The 21,592-nt window shown below is 67.4% G+C and carries 22 protein-coding genes; 5 read left to right on the top strand and 17 right to left on the bottom strand.

The features are described from left to right. Nucleotides 1-73: 73 nt before the first annotated feature. From ACFWB0_RS17445 to ACFWB0_RS17415, 7 genes are all read right to left on the bottom strand, one after another. Nucleotides 74-574 (bottom strand): transporter, encoded by a 501-nt coding sequence (locus ACFWB0_RS17445; protein ID WP_378491727.1) that lies wholly within the window; start codon nucleotides 572-574, stop codon nucleotides 74-76. Then, a complete protein-coding gene (locus ACFWB0_RS17440; protein ID WP_378491726.1) occupies nucleotides 574-1,896 on the bottom strand; it encodes a dihydroorotase in 1,323 nt (440 codons plus the stop codon). The genes ACFWB0_RS17445 and ACFWB0_RS17440 overlap by 1 nt, the downstream gene beginning before the upstream one ends. Before the next feature lie 29 nt (nucleotides 1,897-1,925). After that, nucleotides 1,926-2,867, bottom strand: coding sequence for an aspartate carbamoyltransferase catalytic subunit (locus tag ACFWB0_RS17435; RefSeq protein ID WP_378491725.1), 942 nt, complete (start codon nucleotides 2,865-2,867; stop codon nucleotides 1,926-1,928). Then, nucleotides 2,864-3,478 (bottom strand): bifunctional pyr operon transcriptional regulator/uracil phosphoribosyltransferase PyrR, encoded by a 615-nt coding sequence (gene pyrR, locus ACFWB0_RS17430; protein ID WP_378491724.1) that lies wholly within the window; start codon nucleotides 3,476-3,478, stop codon nucleotides 2,864-2,866. The genes ACFWB0_RS17435 and pyrR overlap by 4 nt, the downstream gene beginning before the upstream one ends. Nucleotides 3,479-3,699: 221 nt before the next feature. Then, nucleotides 3,700-4,227 carry a transcription antitermination factor NusB gene (nusB, locus tag ACFWB0_RS17425; RefSeq protein ID WP_378491723.1) on the bottom strand — a complete coding sequence of 176 codons (528 nt, stop codon included), beginning with the start codon at nucleotides 4,225-4,227 and terminating at the stop codon, nucleotides 3,700-3,702. Continuing rightward, on the bottom strand, nucleotides 4,228-4,791 hold the full coding sequence (efp, locus tag ACFWB0_RS17420) for an elongation factor P (protein ID WP_378491722.1): 564 nt from the start codon (nucleotides 4,789-4,791) through the stop codon (nucleotides 4,228-4,230). 35 nt (nucleotides 4,792-4,826) lie between these two features. After that, on the bottom strand, nucleotides 4,827-5,927 hold the full coding sequence (locus ACFWB0_RS17415) for an aminopeptidase P family protein (protein WP_378491721.1): 1,101 nt from the start codon (nucleotides 5,925-5,927) through the stop codon (nucleotides 4,827-4,829). A gap of 75 nt (nucleotides 5,928-6,002) precedes the next feature. Here ACFWB0_RS17415 and ACFWB0_RS17410 point away from each other — a divergent pair, with 75 nt between their 5' ends. The 4 genes from ACFWB0_RS17410 to ACFWB0_RS17395 all read left to right on the top strand — a co-directional run bounded on the left by ACFWB0_RS17410 (nucleotide 6,003) and on the right by ACFWB0_RS17395 (nucleotide 8,564). Beyond that, a complete protein-coding gene (locus ACFWB0_RS17410) occupies nucleotides 6,003-6,569 on the top strand; it encodes a B-4DMT family transporter (RefSeq protein ID WP_378491720.1) in 567 nt (188 codons plus the stop codon). Between the two features lie 76 nt (nucleotides 6,570-6,645). Further along, the gene (locus ACFWB0_RS17405; RefSeq protein ID WP_378491719.1) at nucleotides 6,646-7,074 is read left to right on the top strand and encodes a helix-turn-helix domain-containing protein; all 429 of its coding nucleotides are present in this window, start codon (nucleotides 6,646-6,648) and stop codon (nucleotides 7,072-7,074) included. Beyond that, nucleotides 7,071-7,907 carry an alpha/beta fold hydrolase gene (locus ACFWB0_RS17400; protein WP_378491718.1) on the top strand — a complete coding sequence of 279 codons (837 nt, stop codon included), beginning with the start codon at nucleotides 7,071-7,073 and terminating at the stop codon, nucleotides 7,905-7,907. The genes ACFWB0_RS17405 and ACFWB0_RS17400 overlap by 4 nt, the downstream gene beginning before the upstream one ends. Before the next feature lie 63 nt (nucleotides 7,908-7,970). Continuing rightward, a complete protein-coding gene (locus ACFWB0_RS17395) occupies nucleotides 7,971-8,564 on the top strand; it encodes a TIGR03086 family metal-binding protein (RefSeq protein WP_378491717.1) in 594 nt (197 codons plus the stop codon). A gap of 4 nt (nucleotides 8,565-8,568) precedes the next feature. Here ACFWB0_RS17395 and aroB read toward each other — a convergent pair whose 3' ends face one another. Genes aroB through ACFWB0_RS17375 form a run of 4 tightly spaced genes read right to left on the bottom strand, consistent with a single transcriptional unit; the run spans nucleotide 8,569 to nucleotide 12,089 of the window. Then, on the bottom strand, nucleotides 8,569-9,678 hold the full coding sequence (gene aroB / locus ACFWB0_RS17390; RefSeq protein ID WP_378491716.1) for a 3-dehydroquinate synthase: 1,110 nt from the start codon (nucleotides 9,676-9,678) through the stop codon (nucleotides 8,569-8,571). Beyond that, nucleotides 9,675-10,235 carry a shikimate kinase gene (locus ACFWB0_RS17385; RefSeq protein WP_378491715.1) on the bottom strand — a complete coding sequence of 187 codons (561 nt, stop codon included), beginning with the start codon at nucleotides 10,233-10,235 and terminating at the stop codon, nucleotides 9,675-9,677. Before ACFWB0_RS17385 ends, aroB begins: the two co-directional genes overlap by 4 nt. A 4-nt stretch (nucleotides 10,236-10,239) precedes the next feature. Beyond that, nucleotides 10,240-11,427, bottom strand: coding sequence for a chorismate synthase (aroC, locus tag ACFWB0_RS17380; protein WP_378491714.1), 1,188 nt, complete (start codon nucleotides 11,425-11,427; stop codon nucleotides 10,240-10,242). A 47-nt stretch (nucleotides 11,428-11,474) separates the two neighbouring features. Next, entirely contained in the window at nucleotides 11,475-12,089 is a 615-nt protein-coding gene (locus ACFWB0_RS17375; RefSeq protein WP_378491713.1) for a prepilin peptidase, read from the bottom strand. A 146-nt stretch (nucleotides 12,090-12,235) separates the two neighbouring features. Here ACFWB0_RS17375 and ACFWB0_RS17370 point away from each other — a divergent pair, with 146 nt between their 5' ends. Further along, complete coding sequence (locus ACFWB0_RS17370; protein WP_378491712.1) at nucleotides 12,236-12,595, top strand: DUF1622 domain-containing protein; 360 nt, start codon at nucleotides 12,236-12,238, stop codon at nucleotides 12,593-12,595. A gap of 114 nt (nucleotides 12,596-12,709) precedes the next feature. Here the strand turns inward: ACFWB0_RS17370 and ACFWB0_RS17365 are convergent, their stop codons facing one another. From ACFWB0_RS17365 to ACFWB0_RS17340, 6 genes are all read right to left on the bottom strand, one after another. Then, on the bottom strand, nucleotides 12,710-13,561 hold the full coding sequence (locus ACFWB0_RS17365) for a shikimate dehydrogenase (RefSeq protein WP_378491711.1): 852 nt from the start codon (nucleotides 13,559-13,561) through the stop codon (nucleotides 12,710-12,712). Then, nucleotides 13,551-15,233 (bottom strand): endolytic transglycosylase MltG, encoded by a 1,683-nt coding sequence (locus ACFWB0_RS17360; protein ID WP_378491710.1) that lies wholly within the window; start codon nucleotides 15,231-15,233, stop codon nucleotides 13,551-13,553. The genes ACFWB0_RS17365 and ACFWB0_RS17360 overlap by 11 nt, the downstream gene beginning before the upstream one ends. Then, nucleotides 15,230-15,751 (bottom strand): Holliday junction resolvase RuvX, encoded by a 522-nt coding sequence (ruvX, locus tag ACFWB0_RS17355; RefSeq protein ID WP_378491758.1) that lies wholly within the window; start codon nucleotides 15,749-15,751, stop codon nucleotides 15,230-15,232. The genes ACFWB0_RS17360 and ruvX overlap by 4 nt, the downstream gene beginning before the upstream one ends. Further along, a complete protein-coding gene (gene alaS, locus ACFWB0_RS17350) occupies nucleotides 15,751-18,417 on the bottom strand; it encodes an alanine--tRNA ligase (RefSeq protein ID WP_378491709.1) in 2,667 nt (888 codons plus the stop codon). Before alaS ends, ruvX begins: the two co-directional genes overlap by 1 nt. A 191-nt stretch (nucleotides 18,418-18,608) precedes the next feature. Then, nucleotides 18,609-20,021, bottom strand: coding sequence for a replication-associated recombination protein A (locus tag ACFWB0_RS17345; protein ID WP_378491708.1), 1,413 nt, complete (start codon nucleotides 20,019-20,021; stop codon nucleotides 18,609-18,611). A gap of 73 nt (nucleotides 20,022-20,094) precedes the next feature. Next, the gene (locus tag ACFWB0_RS17340; protein ID WP_378491707.1) at nucleotides 20,095-21,261 is read right to left on the bottom strand and encodes a kinase; all 1,167 of its coding nucleotides are present in this window, start codon (nucleotides 21,259-21,261) and stop codon (nucleotides 20,095-20,097) included. Between the last annotated feature and the right edge of the window lie 331 nt (nucleotides 21,262-21,592).

Here is a 21,592-nt window from a genome sequence, read left to right as displayed (position 1 = left end):
GCCGGCCGTACGGGCTGAATTCTCGGGTGTCGTGATTGTCGTGATCGTCATCGTCGTTGTGATCGTCACAGTCCTATGATTCTTCTGGATCGTCGTTCTCTTCGCGGGTCCACGCCGGGTACACCGACTTGTCGTCGCCGCGGAATCCGGTATCGACCTCGGTACCCGAGGGCAACTCCCAGCGGATGACCAGGACACCGTCCTTGGTCATCACCTTCCCTGCGAGTCCGCGTTCGGTACGAATGGCGCGGATCGAGTCCTGCGGAATCCAGATGGGCGACTCACCGGTGCGGTCGAGCAGGATGCCTTCGGTGTGGCGGCTCAGCGCCGACTCGGCACGGTGCCCGAGGTCGCCGACGGCGATACGGTCCTGCCAGCTCGGGGCCAGGGTGCTGCCCACATACAGGCCAGTACTCGGCGCGATGAGTTCGTCTCCGAGGCTGTCGGGCACCGCGGGCAGTTCCCCGACGACTTCCGCCTGGCGCCTGGATCGACCGCGCCAGCCCTTCCACATGAGCAGGACCAGCACCACCCACAATGCGACGAAGGCCGCGGTCAGCAATATCCGGTCCATCAGCGAGCCTGCTCTCCGCCGTGGCGCGGGTACACCGCACCGTCGCGAGCGGTGATCCGCCCACGTAGCACGGTGGCCGTGACCTTGCCCGGCAATCTCATCGCTTCATACGGGGTGTTGTGCGAGATGCTCGCCAGGTCGGGTCCGCTCACGGTCCACTCGGTGTCGGGATCGACGAGCACCACGTTGGCGGGTTCGCCGACCGCGAGGGGCCGACCCTGATCGTCGAGACCGACGATCTGCGCGGGCCGCTCGCTCATCACCTTCGCCACTCCACGCCAGTCGAGCAGGCCGGGGCGCACCATCGTCTCGATCACGATCGACAAGGCCGTCTCGAGGCCCAGCATGCCCGGGCGGGCCTGGGAGAACTCGCAGCACTTGTCCTGTTCGGCGTGCGGTGCGTGGTCGGTGGCCACACAGTCGATGATTCCCTCGGCCAGACCGCGGCGGAGCGCTTCCACATCGGAACGTTCACGCAGCGGCGGGTTGACCTTGTTCACCGCGTCGTAGGTCTCGAGCCGCGAGTCGTCGAGCAGCAGGTGGTGTGGTGTGACCTCGGCACTGATCGAAATGCCCTGGGCACGAGCCCATTCGACGAGCGCGACCGTGCCGGCAGTGGAAGCATGGCAGATGTGCACGCGCGCCCCGGCGTCGCGGGCGAGCAGTGCGTCGCGTGCGACGATCGATTCCTCGGCCGCACGCGGCCAGCCGGTCAGACCGAGCCGCGCGGCGGTGGGCCCCTCGTGCGCGACCGCCCCCACCGTCAATCGCGGCTCTTCTGCGTGCTGTGCGATGAGCACCCCGAGCGAACTCGAGTACTCCAGCGCACGCCGCATGATCAGGGGATCGTGGACACATTTTCCGTCGTCGGAGAACATCTTGACCTGGCCGACACCCGAGGCCATGGTCCCCATCTCGGCGAGCTGCCTGCCTTCGAGCCCCACGGTCACGGCACCGACGGGGTGCACGTCGACGAGGCCGCATTCCTGGCCGCGGCGCCACACGTGGTCGGTGATGACCACCGAGTCGGCGACCGGGTCGGTGTTGGCCATAGCGAACACGGCGGTGTAGCCGCCGAGCGCGGCCGCAGCCGAACCCGTCTCGATCGTCTCCGTATCCTCACGGCCGGGTTCGCGCAGGTGGGTATGCAGATCCACGAATCCTGGCAACAGGATCTGCCCGGTTCCATCGACGACGGTCGCGTCGGCGGGCGCATCGACGGAAGAGCCGATCCCGAGGATCTGCTCGGCGCCGAGCAGGACGTCGACCGGGTCCCCTTCGCCGTAGAGCCGGACGTTTCGGATGAGCACCTGCGGCGTCACCGGTGTGTCTCCTGTTCCTGAGGGGTGGGTCACGACAGTTCCCCTTCCGTGCCGACGAGCAGCCGGAAGAGCACCGCCATGCGGACGTGCACACCGTTGGTGACCTGCTGGAGTACTGCGGTCTGCGGTGCGTCGGCGACCGAGAATCCGATCTCCATGCCGCGCAGCATCGGGCCGGGGTGCAGCACCACGGCATGCTCGGGCAGCATCGCGGCGCGCGTGGCGTTGAGTCCGTAGCGGATCGAGTATTCGCGCGGGGACGGGAAGAATCCGCCGTTCATGCGTTCGGCCTGTACGCGCAGCAGCATCACCGCGTCGAGCGCGGGCAGTTCGGCGTCGAGCGACTCCGCTACGGTCACCGGCCACGTTTCGACACCGACGGGCAGCAACGTGCGTGGAGCGACGAGCACCACCTCGGCACCGAGCATGCTCAGCAGCAATGCGTTCGACCGGGCGACACGACTGTGCAGCACGTCGCCGACGATGGCTATGCGGCGACCCTCGACCGAGCCGAGCCGCTGACGGATCGTCAGGGCGTCGAGCAGCGCCTGGGTGGGGTGTTCGTGGGTGCCGTCGCCGGCGTTGATCACTGCGGGGCCGGATCCGGATTCGTCGGTCCATCCCGCGATGCGATGCGCGGCACCGGATGCGGGGTGACGGACGATCAGGGCATCGGCGCCGGCAGCGCGCAGGGTCAGCGCGGTGTCGCGCAGCGATTCGCCTTTCGACACCGACGAACTCGACGCGGACACGTTGATCACGTCCGCGCTCATCCACTTTCCGGCGACCTCGAAGGAGACGCGGGTGCGGGTGGAGTTCTCGAAGAACACCGTCATGACGGTGCGGCCGCGCAGCGTGGGCAGCTTGCGGACCTCACGGCCGAGCAGCGCCTGCTCGAACCGTTCAGCGTCGTCGAGAAGCTCGGTGGCGGAGTCGCGGGTCAGGTCCGCGATGGAGAGCAGATGCTTCACGAAGCCTTGCCTCCCGAAATTTCCACGGCGTCGCGGCCGTCCTGTTCGTCGAGCAGAACCCGGACATCTTCGGTGCGCGCGGTCGGCACGTTCTTGCCGACATAGTCTGCGCGTAGCGGTAATTCGCGGTGTCCGCGATCGACGAGTACGGCCAGCTGGACAGCGTCGGGCCGGCCGAGGTCTCGTAACGCGTCGAGAGCGGCGCGCACCGAACGGCCGGAGAAGAGCACGTCGTCGACGAGGACGACGAGAGTGTGGTCGACACCGCCTTCGGGCACCGAGGTGCGCTCGAGTGGACGGTGTGGTTTGGTGCGCAGGTCATCGCGGTAGAGGGTGATGTCGAGTGACCCCACCGCGACCCGCACACCGGAGAAGTCTTCGATGCGGTCGGCGAGGCGGTGCGCCAAGGTGATGCCGCGGGTCGGGATTCCGAGCAGGACGACGCGGGGTGCGTCGTCGGAGGCATCCAGTGCGGTCTTCTCGATGATCTGATGCGCGATTCGCGCAATGGTCCGGCTGACATCAGCAGCAGACAATAGTTCGCGGGCCTGTGCGGCCACGCCGGGTGTCGACTCGGGTGAAGCTGTGGACCTGTCCTCGGACATGGCCATCCAGCGACCTCCTTCTCCGCCTCACTGGACGGGTCGTTAAAGGATGCCTGACGGTCAATGAGCCTATCAGCGGCCCGACAGCACTCGGCCCCGTTCGCAGGTGAAGCTCAACACAGCAGCTGCGGAGATTCGACCGTCGGCATCGACGGAAACGCGTCGAGCGGGCCCCGTCAGGAGAACCTGAGCGGACCCGCTCGACGCGGAAACTGAGCCGGGCCCTGTCAGGACCGGTCGGCACCTGCCGAATCTGCCCCGGGGGTCTGCCCCTCGGCGGCAGCCGGACGGGCCGAGGTGGCCGCGGCCGCGGCACGCACCTGGTCGGCGAGTGTCACGATCTGGCCGAGCACACCGTTGATGAAGGCCGGCGAATCGTCGGTCGACAGTTGCTTGGCCAACTCGACGGCCTCATCGACGGCAACCACGGGCGGCACATCGGTGGTGTGGAACAACTCCCACACCGACAACCGCAGGATCGCGCGATCCACGGCAGGCAGGCGATCGAGTGTCCATTCGTGCAGATGGTCGGCGATCGTGCGGTCGATCTCGTCGAGATGCTCGGCGACGCCGCGGATGATCGTCTGTGCGTACGGCGGCACCGGCGCGACCTGATCGTCGCGGAGGGCAAGTGCGACCCGATCGGCCGCGAGGTCGACCGGGTGGGTGTCGCGGGCTTCCGCTTCGAACAGCAGGTCGACGGCGCGTTTACGCGCCTTGTGACGGGCTCCGAGTTTCTTCTGGGTACCGGACACTCAGGAGTTCACTCGCCCCAGGTAGTTGCCGTCGCGGGAGTCGACCTTGAGCTTGTCGCCGGTGTTGATGAACAGCGGGACCTGGATCTCGGCGCCGGTTTCGAGAGTTGCGGGCTTGGTGCCGCCGGTGGAGCGGTCGCCCTGCAGGCCGGGATCGGTGTGCTTCACGACCAGCTCGATGGTGACGGGCAGCTCGACGAACAGCGGCAGCTCCTCGTGGGTGGCCACCTGGACCGGCATGTTCTCGAGAAGGAACTTCGCGCCGTCGCCGAGCAGCTCGGGCGTGATCGAGATCTGGTCGTAGGTCTCGCCGTCCATGAAGACGTAGTCGGTGCCGTCGTTGTACAGGTACGTCATGTCGCGACGGTCGACCGTGGCGGTCTCGACCTTGACACCGGCGTTCCACGTCTTGTCGACGGTCTTGCCCGACGTCACGTTCTTGAGCTTCGTACGCACGAAGGCGGGCCCCTTGCCCGGCTTGACGTGCTGGAACTCGATGATCTGCCAGAGCTGGCCTTCGATCTTCAGAACGAGCCCGTTCTTGAAATCACTGGTGTCAGCCACTTACTTCGCGTCTCCTAGAGTCGGGGGGACCGTTCTTATACGACGGTCAATGTCTTGGCGGTGAGCGTCAACAGCTCCGGAGACTGCTCGCGCACCACGAGCGTGTCCTCGATCCGCACGCCTCCGCGCCCCGGGAAGTACACACCCGGCTCGACGGTCACCGCCGCACCGGCGACAAGTGTACCGGTCGCGGCCGCACCGATTCCGGGCGCTTCGTGGATCTCGAGGCCGACTCCGTGCCCGAGGCCGTGCACGAACAACTCTGCGTGCCCGGCCGCGGCGATCACCGAGCGGGCGGCGGCGTCCACGTCGGCGCATTCGATTCCCGGCGCAAGGGCCTCCCGTCCGGCGCGTTGGGCGCGTAGCACCACGTCGTAGACGTCGCGCTGCCAGTCGGCGGCACGGTCGAGGACGTAGGTGCGGGTCATGTCCGAGTGGTAGCCGCCGACCTGTGCTCCGAAATCGAACTTCACGAAGTCCCCGGTGGCGAGCACCGCGCCGGTCGGCCGGTGGTGAGGCACCGCGGAGTTGGCGCCTGCCGCGACGATCGTCTCGAACGAGATGCCGTCGGCGCCGTGCTCGAACATGCGCCATTCGAGGTCGCGTGCGACCTCCTTCTCGGTACGTCCCGGTCGCAGGCCACCCGCGGCGATCAGGTCGGCGAGCGCCCGGTCGGCGGAACCGCACGCCTGTCGGAGCAGGTCGATCTCGTGTTCGTCCTTGACCATGCGCAGCTGTTCGACGAGGCCCGGGGCGGCCGCGAAGGACACGGCGGCGTCGAGGGTGTCCCAGCGGGCGCGGTCGTCGACGGTCACGACGTGACTTTCGAAACCCCATGTCCGGCTCGCTCGATGCCCGGCGGTGCCGACCAGATGCGCAGCGGACGCTCGCGCGATCTCGATGCGGAGATCGGGGACCTGTTCGGCCACCTGCGACAGGTAGCGGCCGTCGGTGCAGATCAGGGTGTCTGATTCGTCGCCGTCGTCGGCGGTCGACACGAGCAGGGCGGCATTCGATCCGGTGAATCCGGTGAGGTACCGGATGTTGAGCAGATCCGTCACCAGCAGGGCGTCGAGGGCGCGGTCGGCCAGGAGTGCGCGCAGTGCCGCGCGGCGGGAAGCATGATCGGCGGGCATGTCGTTCAACGTACCGCGCAGAGGAAATGTGGGGCCGGACACATTCCCGCCCCGGCAGCCGTTACCCTCGGGTACATGAAACCCTGGTTGCTTCGCGGGCTCGGGCTCGCCGTGGTCCACGTCGTGGTCCGTGTCCTGCTCGGTGCCGCACTGATCCAGTGGCCGCTGCAGGGGTCGATCCTGCGGTGGGCAGGGCTGGCCGTGGTCATTCTCGCGGCGGTGGCGTGGGCCGGCCTCGACGGGATCCGCGACCGTCGCGCCCATCCGGACGCAGAGGACGGCGACGATCTGACGATGCGGTGGCTCGCCGCCGGTGCGGTCACCGGCCTCGTCGGCGGGTTCGTGACGTGGCTGGTCGACACTGTCACCGCAATTCCGGTGGGCGTGAAGTCGTTGCTCTTCGAACTGACCTCCGGCGCCGCCTTCACAGTGCTGTTGGTGTTCCTTCCCGCGATGGTCGCGGTCGCTGTCGGCCGGTTCCTCGTCCGCCACGACAGGCCCGGCGACGACGATTGGTCCGACCACTCGAACCGTCCGGAGCGCGAACCCGCGATGGCCGCGACGGAAGCCTGGCGCAACGACGAGGCGCCGACCGAGGTGTTTCCCGCCGTCGATCCGGAGACTCGCAACCGCGACCGCTGACACCGACTCCATATTCCTCAAACAACCCTATTGCTCCCTATTGACAGCTTAAGATAGGGAGCAATAGGGTTGTTTCATGTCGGAAGTCTTGTATTCAGTGGATCAGGTCGCAGAGCGCCTGGGATTACACGTGCGCACCGTCCGCAACTACGTGCGCGACGGAAAGCTCCCAGCAGTGCGCATCGGCAAGCAATACCGGATCGCCCGAGAAGACCTCGAAGCGTTCACCGGTCGCCCGGTGCCACCACCCCTCCGCGACAGCACCTCCACTGAGCGGCACAGCGAGGTGTCGAGCATCGTCGAGATCGACGCCGTCGACCCCCACACCGCCTATCGCCTCAGCACCCTGCTCACTGCCTCGGTGGCCCGCCGCGACGACGCCACCACATTGCGTCTCGATACGGTTTACGACGAACAACGCGGTCGCATGAAGGTCGTCATCCTCGGCAGCCTCGCCGACACCGCACGCCTTCTGGAATCCGTCGAGGCGGTGCTCGACTCATGAGCACCATCTACCGATCCGAGGCAGGCGGTCTTCGAATGATTCGGCGCTACCGCGAACAACTCGACGCGTGGCCGGTGCCCGCCGAGCACCTACGGGTCGACACTCGTGAGGGCGAGACCTTCGCCCTCACGTGCGGTCCTGCCGATGCGCCTCCCGTGGTGCTGTTGCACGGATCCGGTGCGAACTCCTCGACGTGGCGGGGCGACATCGCGTCCTGGTCGCGGCACTTCCGGGTGTTCGCGGTGGACATGGTGGGCGAACCGGGCCTGAGTGCCCAGTCCCGCCCACGCCTCGACACCGATGCGGTTGCACGGTGGCTCGACGACGTCCTCGACGCACTCGGCCTGACCGGTACCGCCCTGGTAGGAATGTCGCTCGGCGGGTGGAGCGCGCTCGACTACACCCTCCGCAGACCGGATCGGGTCGACCGTCTGGCGCTGTTGTGCCCGGGAGGGATCGGACGGCAGACCACGGGGCGTGTCGCCGCAGTCGCGGCGCTGAGCCTGTTCGGGCAATCGGGTCGACGCCGATCCGCGGCGCGGATGACCGGGCTCGCCCCCGACGATCCTGTCGTCGACGAGATCACCACCACCTTCGGGATCTTCCGGCCCCGCACCGAACGACTCCCCGTGTTCGACGACGCTGCACTGGCCGGCATCGACGTACCGGTGCTGGCGATCGTCGGCGACCGCGACCTGATGTTCGACTCCGCAGGCACGGCGTCGCGGCTCGAACGCGCCCTGCCCACCGCTCGCGTGCACGTCCTGCCCGGTGTGGGGCACGCGATTCTCGGCCAGACCGACACCGTGCTCGAATTCCTGCGCGAGCCGTAGCAGCGCTCAGTTTTCCGTCCGGCCGCAGTCGGTACTGCCAGAACCACCGACAAAGGAGAGAACATGGCCGAAACGCTCGACCTGTCCCCCGCTGCCGACCGGATGACCGGTCTCCTCGAGGGAATCGACGACGACCACCTGGATCAGCCCACACCCTGCGACGGGATGCCGGTCCGGGTTCTCATCGACCACGTGCTGGGCCTGTCCCTCGCGTTCGAGGCCGCCGCACGCAAGGACCTCGGCGCTTTCACCGACGCCGCTCCCTCACCCGGTGCGGCCGATCTGCCCGACGACTGGCGAACGGTGGGCCGCGACCGTCTCGCCGCGCTCCGCCTGGCGTGGCGGGATCCCGCCGCGTGGTCGGGTCCGACCCGAGCGGGCGGCCTCGACCTGCCCGGCAACATCGCCGGACTCGTCGCGCTCGACGAACTCGTCGTGCACGGGTGGGATCTCGCCGTCGCCACCGGCCGGTCGTACTCGTGCACGCCGTTCGAGATCGCCGCGTGCACCGCATTCGCCGAGTCGATCACCGATGAGCAGCGAGATGCCGGGGGCCTGTTCGGTCCGGCGGTTCCCGTTCCGGATCGCGCATCGGACCTCGATCGGTTGATCGGGCTCACCGGCCGCGATCCGGCGTGGGCACCTGACGGCACCTGACGGACTACAGCAGAACGGTGCCCGCGTCGGCCGTGCCCTGTCGTGCCACCTCGGAATAGGCGGCGGCCAGCAGCGACGGATCCGGGCCCTCGAGCCGGCCCGGTTTCGCAAGCCCGTCCAGTACCACGAACCGCAGCAAACCTGCACGGTTCTTCTTGTCGGTCTGCATGCCCGCAAGCAGATCACCGAAGGCGTCGGCCGCATACGTGGTGGGCAGACCCACCGATTCGAGGATCGTGCGATGCCGATCGGCGGTGGCGTCGTCGAGACGCCCCGCGAGCCTGCCCAACTCTGCGGCGAACACCAGACCGACGGACACCGCCGCGCCGTGGCGCCACTTGTACCGCTCGCGGCGCTCGATCGCGTGACCGAGAGTGTGGCCGTAGTTGAGGATCTCGCGCAAACTCGCTTCCAACAGATCCGCAGCGACGACCTTCGCCTTGACCTCGACCGACCGCCGGATCAGCTCGGGCAGCACGGTTCCGGTCGCGTCGAGCGCGGCCTCCGGATTCTCTTCGATCAAGTCGAGGATCACCGGATCGGCGATGAACCCGGTCTTGATGACCTCTGCCAGACCCGCGATGATCTCGTTGCGCGGCACGGTCTCGAGGGTCGCGAGGTCGACGAACACCGCCGACGGCTCATGGAACGACCCCACCAGGTTCTTGCCCGCCTCGGTGTTGATTCCGGTTTTGCCGCCCACGGCCGCATCGACCATCGCCAGAAGCGTCGTCGGAATGTGGTAGACGCGCACGCCCCGCATCCAGGTTGCGGCCACGAAGCCTGCGAGATCGGTGGCGGCGCCGCCACCCAGGCTGACGACAGCGTCCGAACGCGTGAGCCCGATCTTTCCGAGCACCTCCCAGCAGAATCCGGCAACCGCAAGTTCCTTGCCGTCCTCCGCATCCGGGATCTCGATGCGGTGAGCGTCGATACCGGACTCCGCCAGCGCCTCCCGCACCGCTTCCGCAGTGGCGGTCAGCGTCGGCTGATGGAAGATCGCTACTGTGCGCGTGCCCGCGAGCGTCTCCACGACGTCGCCGAGCAGTCCGCGTCCGATGACAACCGGGTAAGGCTGGGAGGTTTCGACGTCGATGCGTACCGGTTCGGTCACGGTGTACTGCTCCGATTCTCTTCGCTGGTCGTGTTGTTCGAATCTTTCTGCGCCGGATCGAGTTTGGCGAGCACCTGCTGCACGACTCGCCCGGGACTGCGGCCGTCGGTCCGCACCCGGATCGTCGCCGACTTCCGGTACAGCGGTCTCCTGCGCCGCATCAGATCACGGTACTTCTGCGCCGGATCCCCGCCGTTGAGCAACGGACGAGTGGTGTTCGACCCGGTACGGCGCAACCCTTCCGCGACGCTGAGCTCGAGGTAGATCACCGTGCATCCGACGAGTCGCTCTCGGGTCCGCTCCGACAGGATCGCCCCACCGCCGAGAGACACCACGCCGTCGTGCGAGGCGAGAGCATCCGCAACCACCTGCTCCTCGATTCGGCGGAACTCCGGCTCACCGTCCTCGGTGAAGATCTCGGGGATGGTCCGTCCGGTGACGCGTTCGATCTCCACGTCGGTGTCGAGCAACGGCACCTCGAGGGCCTGGGCGACCCGACGTCCGATGGTGGACTTTCCTGCCCCGGGTGGCCCGATCAGGACTGCGCGCGGCGCCATGATGTCACCGCGGCGGACGCGCCGCGATCCCCTTCATGTAATGGTCGGCGTTGCTCGCGGTCTCCGCCAGCGAATCGCCACCGAACTTCTCGAGCGCCGCCTGTGCAACGACGAGAGCCACCATCGCTTCGGCCACCACACCTGCTGCCGGCACCGCACACACGTCGGAACGCTGATGGATCGCGACGGCCTCTTCGCCGGTGCTCATGTCGATGGTGGACAGGGCCCGCGGCACCGTCGAGATCGGCTTCATGGCTGCGCGTACGCGCAGCGCCTCACCGTTGGTCATGCCACCCTCCAGACCGCCGGCGCGATTGGTCGACCGCACCACCCCGTCCGATCCGGGCACCATCTCGTCGTGGGCGGCGCTACCGCGGCGACGCGCGGTGTCGAAGCCGTCGCCGACCTCGACACCCTTGATGGCCTGAATGCCCATCAGCGCCGCGGCAAGGCGGGAATCGAGACGTTCGGCGCCACTGACGAACGAACCGAGGCCCACCGGCAGACCGTGCACCACGACCTCGACGACACCGCCGAGGGTGTCACCGTCGCGCTTGGCGGCCTCGATCTCACTGATCATCGACTCTTCCGCTGCCTTGTCGACGGCACGGACGGGGCTCGCGTCGATCGCGTCGAGGTCTGCAGCCGACGGCTCTCGGCCGACGTAGGGGTCGGAGGCGCCGATGGAGATGACATGCGAGATGACCTCGGCGCCGAAGACCTGACGCAGAAAGTTGCGGGCCACGGTTCCGGCCGCGACACGAGCTGCCGTCTCTCGCGCACTCGCGCGTTCGAGCACGGGACGTGCGTCGTCGAATCCGTACTTGAGCATGCCCGAATAGTCGGCGTGGCCGGGCCGAGGGCGGGTCAGCGGTGCGTTGCGCGCCTGTCCTGCGAGCAGTTCGGGGTCGACCGGGTCGGCTGCCATGATGGTTTCCCACTTGGGCCATTCGGTGTTGCCGATCTCGATGGCGACGGGACCGCCGAGTGTGAGTCCGTGCCGGACGCCACCGATGATGGTGACCTTGTCTGCCTCGAACTTCATGCGCGCACCGCGTCCGTAACCGAGGCGTCGCCGCGCGAGCTGCTCCGAGATGTCGTTCGATGTCACCTCGACACCAGCAATCATGCCCTCGAGCATCGCAACGAGGGCGGGACCATGGGATTCTCCGGCAGTTATCCAGCGCAGCACGCGTCCATCCTTCCATGGTCGCCGGGCGAGTTGTGACGCCACCCTGGTCAACCTGCGGACAGCATTGCCAGCACCGCCGCGGCACACATCGACGGACCGTGCGGCACCACTGTGGAAGCGGAAGACCGATCCCCCGACCAAGCCGGGTGGACGCGCCGCCACAGGAGCAGGAGCGACCCGGCGACGGCGGTGAGCAACGGCGGGAGCAGCAGCACGATCATCCAGGCTTGTGCTCCGGCGACGCCGGCCGCAGCGCCGAGCCCGATCGCGAGTTTGACGTCGCCCGCACCCAGCGAGCGTGGGGAGAGAAGGTGGGCGCCGAGCATCATCGCAGTCAGCAGGGCCGCCCCGACCACGGCGGCACGCCCGTGGCCCGAAACGATCCCGGCCGCCACGACCACCGGGCCCCCACCGAGGGTGAGCACGTTGGGAAGCCTGCACACCAGTACATCGACACCACTTGCGCACACGCACCACCACGTCAGCAGCGCGATCGCCGCCATCGCGGCTCCGGACGGCGCCGTGGTCGCGAGCGCAGCGCCTGCTGCGCACGCGATCTCGCATGCTCCGCGCCACGGTTCCTGTCCGGACAGTCGCGCGGTCAGCTTCCGCACAAGTACACCGGCCACCACTCCCAGAAACACCATCACGACGAGAATCACGCGTTGCAGCATGAGCCTTTCGCGCGGCCTGTGGGAGCAACCGACGCCGGAATCATCGAATCTGTGGATCGATGCGGTCCCTGTGGACAACTCGGCGTGCAAGCATGAGCAGATGGGTCGCCCCGGGTGTGGGAGGAGCTTCGCGGATGCAGGTGCCAGAACTTCTCGAGCACGTCGGATCCGCGATCGATATCGTCGGCGTCGCGGCGATCGTGCTCGGAGCGACGGTATCCACCTGGATCGCGCTGGATTCCTGGCGACGCAGGAACGGCACGAAAATCTATGAGCCCTATCGCCGCAATCTCGGGCGGTCGATCCTGCTCGGGCTCGAGTTCCTGGTCGCGGCGGACATCATCAAGACCGTCGCGGTCACGCCCACGTTCACGTCGGTAGGGGTGCTCGCGGTCATCGTCTTCATCCGTACCTTCCTCAGCTGGTCGCTCCAGCTCGAGATCGAAGGCCGGTGGCCGTGGCAGAAGGACGAGACGAGCACTACGGCGGGCTGAGCTCGTCGCGTCGCCGCAGCAGGAACCGCCGTTGCCCGCCTGTTCGGCCGGGTGGTGCATAGGTATCTGATTCGACATCCGCTTCGACAACCGAACCGGAATGTCCTCGATTCTCTAGCCGAGGCCGACGGCCGCCGCCATCGCCTCCTTCGGTGCGGGGCGGCCCGTGAACTGTTCGACCTGGCCGAACGCCTGGTGCAGCAGCATGTACAGGCCGGATACGACGACGCTGCCCCGCGCCTGTGCGGCGGCACCCAGCGGGGTCGGCCACGGATCGTAGATCGCATCGAGAATGAACGGAGCCTGCGCCAACGCCTCGGCATACGGTGCTGCCGCAGCAGCAGGCACCGTCGAGACCAACGCTCCGGATGCAGCGCACACCTCCCCAAGCGCCGGATCGTCGAACGACACCCACCGCGGCGTGACACCCACCGCCGCGGCGCAGTCGAAGGTCTCGGCGGCCCGCTGCTCCGAGCGCGCCACGATCGTCACCTCGCGGACACCCAGGTCGGCAAGGCCGACGATCGCGGGGCGTGAGGTGCCGCCGTTGCCGACGACCACCGCAGATCGTCCCGTCAGATCGGTCACGCCGATGGTGCCGAGCGCACCGCTGACACCGTCGATGTCGGTGCAGTCGGCCCGCCAGCCTCCCTCGATCCGGAGGAGGGTGTTCGCCGAGCCGATCGCCACCGCCCGCGCAGTGCGTTCGGTAGCGAACTCGAGCGCCGCGAACTTGCCGGGCATCGTGACGGACAGGCCGACCCACTCGTCGCCGAGACCCGACACGAGCCCCGGCAGCTGCTCACCCGAGCATTCGATGCGCTCGTAGGTCCAGTCGGTCAGTCCGAGTGCCCGATACGCGGCGAGATGGAGCAGTGGAGACTTCGAATGTCCGATCGGGCTACCGAGTACCGCTGCTTTTCGAGGCGCAGTCGTGCGAGATGTGTTCGTGCTGTCATCTACCACTGTCGAGGATTCCGCTTTCGAGAGCCAGACGAGTGTTGACGAGGTGTTCGTCGTAGGTATCGGCGAACAGGGTGGTGCCCTGGTCGTCGATCGTCACGAAGTACGTCCAGTCGCCCGTTTCCGGGTTCTCCACTGCCTGCAGAGCACCGATGCTCGGTGATGAGATCGGGGTCGCAGGCAGACCGACGCTCGCGTACGTGTTCCACGGGGTGACGCGGGCGCGGTCCGCGTCGGTGGTCGCGAGTTCGGTCTCGTCGAGCGCGTAGTTGACCGTGGAGTCGAACTGCAGCATCTGGTCGATCTCGAGTCGGTTGAGGATCACCCGCGCGACCCGTGCGAAATCGTCCGGCAGGGCTTCACGCTCGACCAGTGACGCGGCGACGAGCATCTCGTACGGCGTCAGACCCACTGTCGGTGCAGCCTCTACGATCCCTGTCTCGTCGTACCGGGCAGCGCTTCCGGTCACGAGCGTGCGCAGCACCTCGACGGGTTCGGCCGACGGGTCGAAATCCCAGCTACCCGCCGCGATGAGGCCTTCGAGTTGACGCTCCCGATCCGGGACCTGCGCCACGGCGTCGCGGGCCCACACCGGCACCCCGAGCGCATCGAGATCGGTGGTGGCCCCGGCCGCAGCGAGTTCCTCGTAGGTCAGACACTGCGTCGCACCGACATCGTCGTAGCAACTCGATTCCGCGATGAGGGTGTAGATGCCCTTGCGGACAGCCCCGGTGTTGACGTCGCGGATGTCGTGGAGCTGACGTCCCTCCGAGACGACGAGCGCACCCACCCGGCTCTCCGGGGCCACGAGTGCGCTGACCGCATCGACTCCGGAGACGTTGGTGGGGATTGCGTAGAAGCCGGGGTGCACGGCGTTCATGCCGGCATTCTGCACCGCGGCGTTGTAGAACGCGTCGGCACTGGCGACCACACCCTTGTCAGCGGCCTCACGGCCGATCTCGGTTGCGGTCTCGCCCGAATTGACCTGCACGATGGCCACCGGACCCGCGGGGCCGGTGAAATCGGGCGGCAGTCCGGGCCCCAGGAACCGGTCGTAGGCGAAGTAGCCACCACCGACCACCACGATGAGCAACAGCACCGCCGCCAGCGAACCGACGACCTTGCCTCGTTTCCGGCGCTTCGACGACGCCGTGGTCTCGGCTCGCTGTGCCGCCGTAGCCCCTACCGCGGCCGGGGCAGCGCGCTCGTCGTCGTCCCACGACTGGTCATCTGCTTCGTCGTCGGCAGGTACCGCGGCGATGGTCTCGGTCCGATCGAACACACCGGACTCGCCGTAGCCTGCACCGTCGTAGCCTGCCCCGTCATAGTGACCGTCGCTGTAGTCGTCCTTTCGACGCTGGGCATACGAGTAACCACCGACGTATTCGTCGTCGCTGCTCGGTTGCCGGGGACCGTCTTCGGCCCGAGGCTCCTGTGGCGGCGGCCCGTCGAACACGCCCTCCTCGAAATGCAGCACGTTGGTGGGATCGTCGTCCGGATGCCGACCACGTGCAGATCGGGCCTGGCCGTACTCGTCGCGCGGCGGCGCCGCGGCCGGGGGTGGGGGGGTGTAGCGGCCGGCGGTGTCGTAGTTGCCGGCGTAGGGATCGCTGAACATTCCGCCCTGCCGAGCATCGGGAGTGTCGTCGCCGCCGTACCGTCCGTCTCGGGTCACCGGCCGCTCCCCTGGTCCCCGTCTGCCACGTTCAATGTTGCACTCCGCTCGTCCAACCAACCTTGCAAGATGGCGACGGCCGCGGCCTGGTCGATCACCGGCCGCGCACCGCGCGCGCTGACTCCACTGTCGCGAAGCGCACGCGCCGCAGTGACCGTGGTGAAACGTTCGTCGGCCATCCGAACGGGAACCTCGGGGATCTGCCGACGAAGTCGACGCGCGAATTCGCTCGTCAGTTTCGCGGCTTTGCCCGGCTCACCGCGCAGGGTCTGCGGCAGCCCGACGATAACCTCAACCGCCTCGTATTCCATAACGATCTGGACAATGCGCCGGATGTCGGGCGCGTCGGGGCCGCGGTCCTTGGACCGAGGCACAGTCTCGACCGGGGTAGCGAGGATGCAGTCGGGGTCGCAGGAGGCCACCCCGATGCGCACACTGCCGACATCGATGCCGATACGACGTCCCCGGCCCGGATCATCCGAACCGGGACGATCGGGGCCGGGCAGCTCTGCCACGATCAGCCGGCCAGCTCGCGCAGCCGGCTACGGAACGCGTCGAGCGCCGCATCGATTCCCGAGGCGTCGGTCCCCTGTCCCTGGGCCATGTCGGGCTTGCCGCCGCCGCGACCACCGATCGCCGGTCCGAAGCTCGACACGAGGTCGCCGGCCTTGATGCCCGCGGCCCGAGCAGCGTCGTTGGTCGCCACGACGAACGGTACCTTTTCGTCGGCACTGCCGAGGAGCAGCACCACGACCGGGTCGCTGCCGAGACGCCCACGAACGTCGGACACCAAGGTGCGCAGGGCATTACCCGACACGCCTTCGGGTGCCCGACCGGCGACGACGAGGAGCTCGCCCATGCGCTCGGCCTTGTCGGCGAACGAACCGGCCGCAGCAGCGACGTTCGCGGCGCGCGTCTTCTCGAGTTCCTTCTCGGCAACCTTGAGCCGCTCGAGAAGCGATTCGACTCGCCCCGGAACCTCGTCCGAGGGCACCTTGAGGGTCGACGACAGACCCGCGAGCAACGCGCGCTCCTTCGCCAGGTGCCGATAGGAGTCCAGGCCGACGTAGGCCTCCACGCGGCGGACACCCGATCCGACCGACTGCTCGCCGAGCAGCGTGACGGTGCCGACGTGCGACGAGTGCTGTACGTGAGTGCCGCCGCACAGTTCCATCGAGAACGGCCCGCCGATCTCCACGACGCGCACTTCGTCGCCGTAGTTCTCGCCGAAGAGCGCCATCGCGCCCATCTTCTTGGCCTTGTCCAGGTCGGTGACGAAGGTGTTCACCGCGTAGTTCGCGGCGACGGCTTCGTTGGTGACGGTTTCGATGTCCTGCTTCTGCTGTTCCGACAGTGCACCGGGCCACGAGAAATCGAAACGCAGGTAGCCGGGCTTGTTGAGCGAGCCCGCCTGCACCGCGTTCGGGCCGAGGACCTCCCGCAGCGCGGCATGCACCAGGTGAGTGCCCGAGTGTCCCTGCGTGGCGCCCTTACGCCATTCCGGATCGACCTGCACGAGGACGGCGTCACCTTCGACAACCTGACCTTCGAGCACCGTGACCTTGTGCACCCACAGTTGCTTGGCGATCTTCTGCACGTCGTTGACCTTCACGCGCAGACCGGTCGCGGTGATGGTGCCGAGGTCGGCGATCTGACCGCCGGCCTCCGCATACAGCGGGCTCCGGTCGAGGATCAGCTCGACGTCCTGTCCGGCGCTCGCCGCATGCAGGCGCTCACCACCGGTGATGACGGCCAGTACGTGCGCCTCCGAGACGAGTTCGTTGAAGCCGGTGAACTCGGTGGGGCCGCGGTCGAGCAGTTCCTTGTAGACGGTCAGGTCGGCGTGCGCATGCTTGCGCGCGCGGGCGTCGTCCTTGGCGCGCTGCCGCTGCTCGGCCATCAGCGAACGGAAACCGTCCTCGTCGACCGTGAGTCCGGCCTCGGACGCCATCTCTAGGGTCAGGTCGATCGGGAACCCGTAGGTGTCGTGCAGCGCGAAGGCCTCGGCACCGCCGAGTACAGCCCTGCCCTGCGCCTTCGCCGACTCGACAGCACCTTCGAACAGCTTGCTTCCGGTGCCGAGGGTCTTGAGAAACGCGGTCTCCTCACCCACGGAAACGGTCTCGATGCGCGAGAAGTCGGTGGCGAGTTCGGGGTACGACGGGGCCATGGTGTCGCGGACGACAGCCATGAACTCGGCCATGACCGGCCGATCCGCACCGAGCAGCCGTGCCGATCGGACGATGCGGCGCAGCAGGCGGCGCAACACGTAGCCGCGGCCGTCGTTACCGGGGTTGACGCCGTCGACGATGAGCATCGCGGCGGTGCGCGCATGGTCGGCGATCACCCGGAAACGCACGTCGGAGCTGTGGTCGGCGCCGTAGCGGCTGCCGGTCAGTTCCTGTGCCTTGTCGATGACCGGGCGCAGCAGGTCCGTCTCGTAGACGTTTTCGACGCCCTGCAGCAGGAACGCGACACGCTCGACGCCCATGCCGGTGTCGATGTTCTTCTTCGGCAGCGGGCCGAGGATCTCGAAGTCGTCCTTGCTGGTGCCCTCGCCACGCTCGTTCTGCATGAACACGAGATTCCAGATCTCGATGTAGCGGTCCTCGTCGGCCTCGGGGCCGCCTTCCATGCCGTAGTCGGGGCCGCGGTCGTAGAAGATCTCCGAGCACGGGCCGCACGGGCCGGGGATGCCCATCGACCAGTAGTTGTCCTTCATGCCGCGGCGCTGGATCCGCTCGGCCGGGAGACCGATCTTGTCGTGCCAGATCGAGTAGGCCTCGTCGTCATCGAGATAGACCGTCGCCCAAAGCTTTTCGGGGTCGATCCCGTATCCGCCCTCGTCGGCGGCGTCGGTGAGCAGCGACCACGCGTGCGTGATGGCCTCTTCCTTGAAGTAGTCGCCGAACGAGAAGTTGCCTGCCATCTGGAAGAAGGTGTTGTGCCGGGTGGTGATGCCCACCTCTTCGATGTCGAGGGTGCGTACACACTTCTGCACCGAGGTCGCCCGCGAGTAGGGCGGGGTCTGCTGCCCGAGGAAGAACGGCACGAACGGGACCATGCCTGCGTTGACGAACAGCAGGTTCGGGTCGGCCAGGATCAGCGAGGCACTCGGCACTTCGGTGTGGCCGGCCTTCACGAAGTGGTCGAGAAAGCGCCTGCGGATCTCGTGGGTCTGCACGTCGATGGTCCTTTGTGGTCTGGCGGTTGCGGAGCTGCCCGGCATGGGCTACCGATCACGCGAATCGGCCATATATCACCTTATCGCGCCCCCTCTGGTCCTCGTCGCTCCGCTCCTATCCGAGCGAAAGTGCCGTTCGTCTCCTCAGATCGATCGGGTGTGCCGTTCGCTCGGATGGGGCGGCGGACTCGCTACCGCTCGCCGCGCACGATCCGACGGAGCTTCGGTACTCGTGACGACAATTCACGCTCGACACCGTGGCCTGTCGGCTCGTAATAGTCGACGCCCACCAGCTCGTCGGGCGGGTACTGCTGTGCGAGGACTCCGTCCGGGTGGTCGTGCGGATACCGGTAGCCGATGGCATTGCCGAGCTTCTGCGCACCCTGGTAGTGACCGTCACGCAAGTGACTCGGGACGGCCCCGGCCTTACCTGCCTTCACATCGCCGATCGCAGCGAAGAGCGCGGCGGTCACCGACCCGGACTTCGGCGCCGTCGCGATGTGGATGGTGGCCTGCGCGAGTGCTAATTGCGCCTCGGGCATGCCGACCTGCTGGACCACCTGGGCAGCGGCCACGGCCGCCTGGAGCGCGGTGGGATCGGCCATACCGACCTCTTCACTGGCCTGGATCATCAGACGCCGCGCGATGAATCTCGGATCCTCCCCCGCGACGATCATCCGGGCGAGGTAGTGCAATGCTGCATCGACGTCGGAGCCTCGCAGCGACTTGATGAAGGCACTGGCGACGTCGTAATGCTGATCTCCGTCGCGGTCGTACCGGACCGCCGCCTTGTCGATACTGGACTCGACGGTCCGGAGGTCGATGACCGCATCGGTGTCACCGGCACGGTCCAATGCGGTCTCCGAGGAGGCCTCCAACGCCGTCAGCGCCCGGCGGGCGTCGCCACCTGCGAGTCGCACGAGGTGATCGAGTGCTTCATCGGTCAGCGTGACCGTCCCGCCGAGACCCCGCGGATCCGTGCGGGCGCGGTCGAGCAGTGCACGGATGTCGTCCGGCCCGAGTGGCTGCAACTGCAGCACCAGAGAACGCGACAGCAACGGTGCGACGACGGAGAAGGACGGGTTTTCGGTGGTCGCAGCGACGAGCAGCACGATCCGGTTCTCGACCGCCGCGAGCAGCGCGTCCTGCTGGGTCTTGGAGAACCGATGGACTTCGTCGATGAACAACACGGTCTGCTCACCCTGAGTCAGCCGGCGGCGTGCCAGGTCGATGACGGCACGGACGTCTTTGACACCTGCAGACAACGCGGAGAGGGCCTCGAAGCGCCGACCGGTGGCCCCGGAGATGAGCGACGCGAGGGTGGTCTTGCCGGTGCCCGGAGGCCCATAGAGGACGACGGAGGCGGCGCCGGACCCTTCGACGAGTCGCCGCAGCGGAGCGCCCGGCTCGAGCAGGTGCTGCTGGCCGAGGACCTCGTCCAGGTTCGCCGGACGCATCCGTGCCGCCAGCGGTGCGTTCGGCCCGGTCGGGCCGACGGGGGCACGGCGGATCGACGGTTCGGGGTCCGGCTCGGGCTCGCGCGGCGCCTCGAACAGGGCGTCCGGTTCGGACGACGGGTCGTTTGCCCCGAAAAGATCACTCACTCCGTCGACGCTACAAGCGCCACCACCTTCTGAGCGAATGTGCCGTTCACCGGCCGGGCGTGCAGCAGAGACATCAACCCGCGACGCGCTGGTCCAGGCGTTCGAGGACCGCCCGCGCGTGTGCTGCAACGTCGTCGTGGCCGGCGCCGGTCGCGAAATCCGCCAGCAGTGACCACCGAGAACTCAGCGCTGGGAGTCGCGTCATGGACAGTTCGTGGGCGCGCACCGATGCGATACGGGCGTGATCCTCGGGCAGGAACAGGTGCGTACTCAACCAGACGCAGGCAAGTTGGGCGTCGAGGAGACGCTCGGCGAGAACTTCGTCGTAGGCGAGCTGCGGCCACATGCCCACCACCTCGGCGCGCCATGCATCGGCCATGTCCCGTACCCGATCGGAGGTCAGGGGTGCCGCGCACAGGCACAGCGGGAACGAGGTGAGCGCGTACGCGATGTCGAGCGTCGCGTCGCGGAATCCACCCCATTCGTAATCGAGGAACTGCACCCCGTCGTCGCCGACGACGACATTGTCGGGGCAGAGATCCGACGGGCTGAAGGCGCGGAAGCGGCCTCCGGTGAACAGCTTCGCGGCGCGTTCCGCGCGGTCGAGCACCGACTGGGGAACGGCGAGTCCGAAATCGGCTGCGAGCAGTTCGGGTACACCCCGGACCGCGTCGATGGCCTGTTCGGCAACGGCATCGCTGACGGACGCGACGCCGGCCCGGCGGAGCAGAGCCGAGAAATCTTCCTCACGGCCGACAGTCGCGGCATGCATGCGGCCGAGCGCCTGCGCGAGCGCCATGAGCGTGTTTCCGACGGTGTCGGTGTCGCCACTCCGCAGCAATGTCGCCAGCGGGGTGGCGTCGCCGAGGTCGCTGAGCACCAGAAGTCGGGTCTCGAAGTCGTAGGCGAGCAGCTCGGCACCTGGCCGGTGGTCTTTGGCGAGCGCTGTTGCGAACTGGTACGAGACGGCTTCGCGAAGGAAGGCAACCTCTTCGTCCGTTGCCGCGCCGCGCAGGTCGACATGGCCGGCACCACGGGCCGGCGGCACCTGCTTCAGAACGAGGGTGCGCGGCAACGAGAAGGGGTTGGCAGCAACTCGGACGCGGAGCACCACCGATCGGCCACTGCCACCGAGATCCACAGGATCTGCGAGGGTGACCGGGGCGCCGGTACGACGAGTGAGCAGCTTCTCGGCTGCCTGCACTACCTTCGAAACGGGGTCTGCCAATGTTGCGGTCATCACCGAACAATCTACATCGTCGCGGTCACCGGCAGGGCGTACGGAATCCCCCATCGACACGGGACCAAGGTCCGCCGCCACCGGATCGGCTACGGCGATCTGCCTGACAATTCCGGGTTTCGCCTGATCATCGACGTGTTTCGCAGAAACGGACAATCTGCACGGAACCCACGCGCCCTCGCTGAAAGTTCTTCTCGGAAGCGCGAACCGAGAAACCCTTTCGAGTCATTCGCGCCCGTCGTCACGCGTCGATTCGGCATATCGCGCAATTCCGTCGAGTCCGAAATTTCAGACTTCGAATGACCGGCGGGGCGCGCTCACTGAGGTGAAC

The organism is Rhodococcus sp. NPDC060086, from assembly GCF_042730275.1.
Lineage (GTDB): Bacteria > Actinomycetota > Actinomycetes > Mycobacteriales > Mycobacteriaceae > Rhodococcus.
Note: the sequence above shows the minus strand (reverse complement) of the source record. Positions and strands in the feature narration are given on the sequence as shown.

What these genes read in the sequence shown, in the direction of transcription:
- ACFWB0_RS17445 (WP_378491727.1), bottom strand. Translation starts at nt 574, where the DNA reads ATGGACCGGATATTGCTGACCGCGGCCTTCGTCGCATTGTGGGTGGTG.
- pyrR (WP_378491724.1), bottom strand. Translation starts at nt 3,478, where the DNA reads ATGGCCATGTCCGAGGACAGGTCCACAGCTTCACCCGAGTCGACACCC.
- ACFWB0_RS17415 (WP_378491721.1), bottom strand. Translation starts at nt 5,927, where the DNA reads ATGCCCGCCGATCATGCTTCCCGCCGCGCGGCACTGCGCGCACTCCTG.
- ACFWB0_RS17410 (WP_378491720.1), top strand. Translation starts at nt 6,003, where the DNA reads ATGAAACCCTGGTTGCTTCGCGGGCTCGGGCTCGCCGTGGTCCACGTC.
- ACFWB0_RS17405 (WP_378491719.1), top strand. Translation starts at nt 6,646, where the DNA reads ATGTCGGAAGTCTTGTATTCAGTGGATCAGGTCGCAGAGCGCCTGGGA.
- ACFWB0_RS17400 (WP_378491718.1), top strand. Translation starts at nt 7,071, where the DNA reads ATGAGCACCATCTACCGATCCGAGGCAGGCGGTCTTCGAATGATTCGG.
- ACFWB0_RS17395 (WP_378491717.1), top strand. Translation starts at nt 7,971, where the DNA reads ATGGCCGAAACGCTCGACCTGTCCCCCGCTGCCGACCGGATGACCGGT.
- ACFWB0_RS17385 (WP_378491715.1), bottom strand. Translation starts at nt 10,235, where the DNA reads ATGGCGCCGCGCGCAGTCCTGATCGGGCCACCCGGGGCAGGAAAGTCC.
- ACFWB0_RS17370 (WP_378491712.1), top strand. Translation starts at nt 12,236, where the DNA reads ATGCAGGTGCCAGAACTTCTCGAGCACGTCGGATCCGCGATCGATATC.
- ACFWB0_RS17340 (WP_378491707.1), bottom strand. Translation starts at nt 21,261, where the DNA reads ATGACCGCAACATTGGCAGACCCCGTTTCGAAGGTAGTGCAGGCAGCC.